Origin of the sequence: Elstera litoralis (genome assembly GCF_000963705.1) — a bacterium.
GTDB classification, from domain to species: Bacteria; Pseudomonadota; Alphaproteobacteria; order Elsterales; family Elsteraceae; genus Elstera; species Elstera litoralis.
Map to the genome: position 1 here is coordinate 1 of NZ_LAJY01000706.1, position 2,838 is coordinate 2,838.

5 protein-coding genes and 2 pseudogenes are annotated in these 2,838 nt (G+C 68.2%); 5 read left to right on the plus strand and 2 right to left on the minus strand.

Annotated features, from left to right (window positions below; all coding sequences use genetic code 11):
- The 5 genes and pseudogenes from VZ95_RS26115 to VZ95_RS26125 all read left to right on the plus strand — a co-directional run.
- The coding region (locus VZ95_RS26115; protein WP_045777286.1) for a hypothetical protein at positions 1-240 on the plus strand (240 nt) is incomplete at its 5' end.
- The gene (locus VZ95_RS19160) at positions 195-1,037 is read left to right on the plus strand and encodes a tetratricopeptide repeat protein (RefSeq protein ID WP_408606111.1); all 843 of its coding nucleotides are present in this window, start codon (positions 195-197) and stop codon (positions 1,035-1,037) included. The genes VZ95_RS26115 and VZ95_RS19160, both read left to right, overlap by 46 nt.
- Positions 1,038-1,063: 26 nt before the next feature.
- Positions 1,064-1,291 carry a hypothetical protein gene (locus VZ95_RS22525; protein WP_052711958.1) on the plus strand — a complete coding sequence of 76 codons (228 nt, stop codon included), beginning with the start codon at positions 1,064-1,066 and terminating at the stop codon, positions 1,289-1,291.
- 12 nt (positions 1,292-1,303) lie between these two features.
- On the plus strand, positions 1,304-1,852 hold the full coding sequence (locus tag VZ95_RS26120) for a pirin family protein (RefSeq protein WP_198148410.1): 549 nt from the start codon (positions 1,304-1,306) through the stop codon (positions 1,850-1,852).
- 47 nt (positions 1,853-1,899) lie between these two features.
- Positions 1,900-2,184 (plus strand): annotated as a pseudogene (locus VZ95_RS26125) (pirin-like C-terminal cupin domain-containing protein); the annotation flags it as partial.
- Here the strand turns inward: VZ95_RS26125 and VZ95_RS26130 are convergent.
- Both VZ95_RS26130 and VZ95_RS19175 read right to left on the minus strand, forming a co-directional pair.
- Positions 2,181-2,357 (minus strand): TOBE domain-containing protein, encoded by a 177-nt coding sequence (locus VZ95_RS26130; protein ID WP_232302758.1) that lies wholly within the window; start codon positions 2,355-2,357, stop codon positions 2,181-2,183. The pseudogene VZ95_RS26125 and the gene VZ95_RS26130 overlap by 4 nt on opposite strands.
- Before the next feature lie 23 nt (positions 2,358-2,380).
- A pseudogene (locus VZ95_RS19175) lies at positions 2,381-2,838 on the minus strand (ABC transporter ATP-binding protein); the annotation flags it as partial.

Here is a 2,838-nt window from a genome sequence, read left to right on the forward strand (position 1 = left end):
CCGCCGCGCTGTGGTCGCTGGCCGATGTGGCTGATGAAGGCCGCGCGCGGCGACGAGGCCGAACCGCTGCTCCTCAGCCTGATCGACGCCCGCCCCAGCGATGAACCTCGCCTGGGAGCGCCTCGGCATCCTGCGGCGGGAGGCGCGGCGATAGCACGGGGGCGCTGGCAGCTTTCACCGAAGCCGCCGCCCGCCTGCCCGATCATCCGCGCACGCTGGGCAATCTCGCGGCGGGGTTAATCGAGGCCGGACGCGCCGAGGAGGCTCTTCCGATGCTCGACGGTATCCTGGTCGCCCATCCCCAGGATGCCGGGCTGATCCGCAACCGCGCCTTAGCGCTCGTGCGCACGGGGCAAGCAGCGGCAGCCCTTCCCCTTTACGAAGATTTATTGGCGCAAGACCCCGCCCCCGATCTCAGCCGCGACTATGCGCAAGCTTTGCTCAGTGCCGGGCGGGCGGGCGAGGCCGTGACAATCCTCACCGCCGTGACGGCGGCGGCGGCGGATGATCTGAAAAGCTGGTTCCTGCTCGGCGAAGCCGCACGGGCGGGCGGCGATACCGACGGGGCCGAACGGGCCTATCGGCAGTGCCTCGCGCTCGATCCCGCCGATGCGCTGGGGGCAAGCGCGGCCTTAGCCTTGCTTGCGGGCGGGGATGGTCCCCGCCAACTTCCAACCCCCTATCTAAAAAGCCTGTTCAATGATTACGCGGCTCGTTTCGATTTCGAACTAACGGGAAAACTCCAATATCGCGGACCGGCGGTGCTGCGCGCGCTGCTGGCCGACCACAGCGACCGCGATAGCCTGCGCGTCATCGATGTCGGCTGCGGCACGGGCCTGTCGGGCCTACCGTTCCGCGATCTGGCGGAAAGCTTGATCGGGATTGATCTGTCGCCCGCCATGCTGGCCCAAGCCAAGGCGCGCGATCTTTACGACCGTCTGATCGAAGGCGAGGCCGTCGCCGCCCTCGCCGATCTGCCCCCGGCCAGCGCCGATTTGATCGTGGCGGCGGATGTGCTGGTCTATCTCGCGATCTGAGCGATTTCCACCGAGAAGCCGCGCGGGTGCTCGCCCCCGGCGGCCTGCTGCTCGCCAGCGTTGAAGCCGCCGACGATCCTGAAACACCGTTCCACCTGCACGATGGCTTGCGCTATCGGCATGGGGCCGCCGGTTTGCAGCGTGGGCTAGACGCACTACCCTATCGGCTCCGCGCGCTCACGCCGGTCACGACGCGCCTCAATCGCGGGCAGCCCGTGGCCGGTCTCGCCTATCTTGCCGAACGCTTGGCCTAAAGGAGCCCCCCGATGAGCAATGGTGATTCCCTGCTGGTGCTGGACGGCAAAAGCCGCGACCTGGGTGAAGGGCTGTACGTGCGCCGTATTCTGCCCCAGGCCGTGCGCCGCTCGGTCGGGCCGTTCGTGTTCTACGATCACATCGGCCCGGTCGATTTCGCGCCGGGGCACGCGCTGGAAGTGCGTCCGCACCCTCATATCGGTCTCGAAACGATCACCTATTGCTTTGAAGGCGAGATTCTGCACCGCGATAGCCTGGGCGTCGTTCAGCCGATCCAGCCGGGCGCGGTGAATTGGATGACCGCCGGGCGCGGCATCGTTCATTCGGAGCGGGCGACCGAGGCGGTCCAAGCCGCCGGCCAGCGGCTGCACGCCGTGCAAGCCTGGGTGGCCCTGCCGCGCGCCGAAGAAGAATGCGAGCCCGCCTTTCACCATCACCCCGCCGACAGTTTGCCGGTGCAGCAGGCCGATGGGGTGACGCTGAAAACTGCTGGCGGGCAGCATCGGCGCGCTGAAATCCCCCGTGCCGACGAAAAACGCCGACCCTTTACGCCGATCTAACCTTCGAGGCCGGGGCCTGCTTCACCGCCGACGCCGCACTTGCCGAAGAACGCGCGCTCTATATCGCCGACGGCGCGATCTTCGTGAACGGCCAGCGCTTTTCGGTCGGCCAGATGCCGATTCTGACGCCGGGCCTGGACTATCAAATTTTGGCGGAAGAGCCGAGCCGGGTGATGCTGCTCGGCGGCGCGCCGCTCGATGCCCCGCGCACGATGTTCTGGAACTTCGTTTCCTCGCGCAAAGAGCGGATCGAGCAGGCCAAAGACGATTGGCAGCACGACCGCTTCCCGAAAGTGCCGGGCGACGACGCGCGGATTCCACTGCCGGATTAAGCTTCCGCCGGAAGAACCCAGCCGTCGAGAACCTGAAGCCCCACGGCGCTGCCCGGCTCCGGCGGCGGCGTGCGGCTCTCCACCTCCAGCAGCCGGTCGGCGAGCGTCGGCACGCGCACCGATACGCGCCAATGCCCGCCCTGATAGAGGGCATGCCCCGCTATCGCCGCCAAGCTCTCCGGCGTTCCGGCGGGCACTAGGGCGAGGTCATGGGCGCGCAGGCAGAGGGTAACGATGCCTGAGGCCTGTCCGGCGGTCGCCCGAACCCGCAGGTGCTGCCCGCCCAGATCGACCGGGAACCCCCGCCGTCCTTCGGCCCCAGCAGCACGGCGGGCACCAGCATGCCATCGCCGACGAACCGCGCGACATGGGCGGTCGCCGGGGTGCGGTAGAGGGTTTGCGGCGCGCCGCATTGTTCTAGCCGCCCCCGGTGCAGCAGCGCGATCCGGTCGGCGAGCGCCAGGGCTTCGCTTTGATCGTGGGTGACGTAGAGAAAGGTGGAGCCGAGCGCCCGGCGCATCGCGACGAACTCCTGCCGCACCGATTGGCGCAAGCCGGGATCGAGATTCGCCAAGGGCTCATCGAGCAACACCAGCCCCGGCGCTTTGGCGAGGCAGCGCGCCAGCGCCACCCGTTGCCGCTGCCGCCGGACAG

What these genes read in the sequence shown, in the direction of transcription:
- VZ95_RS26120 (WP_198148410.1), top strand. Translation starts at nt 1,304, where the DNA reads ATGAGCAATGGTGATTCCCTGCTGGTGCTGGACGGCAAAAGCCGCGAC.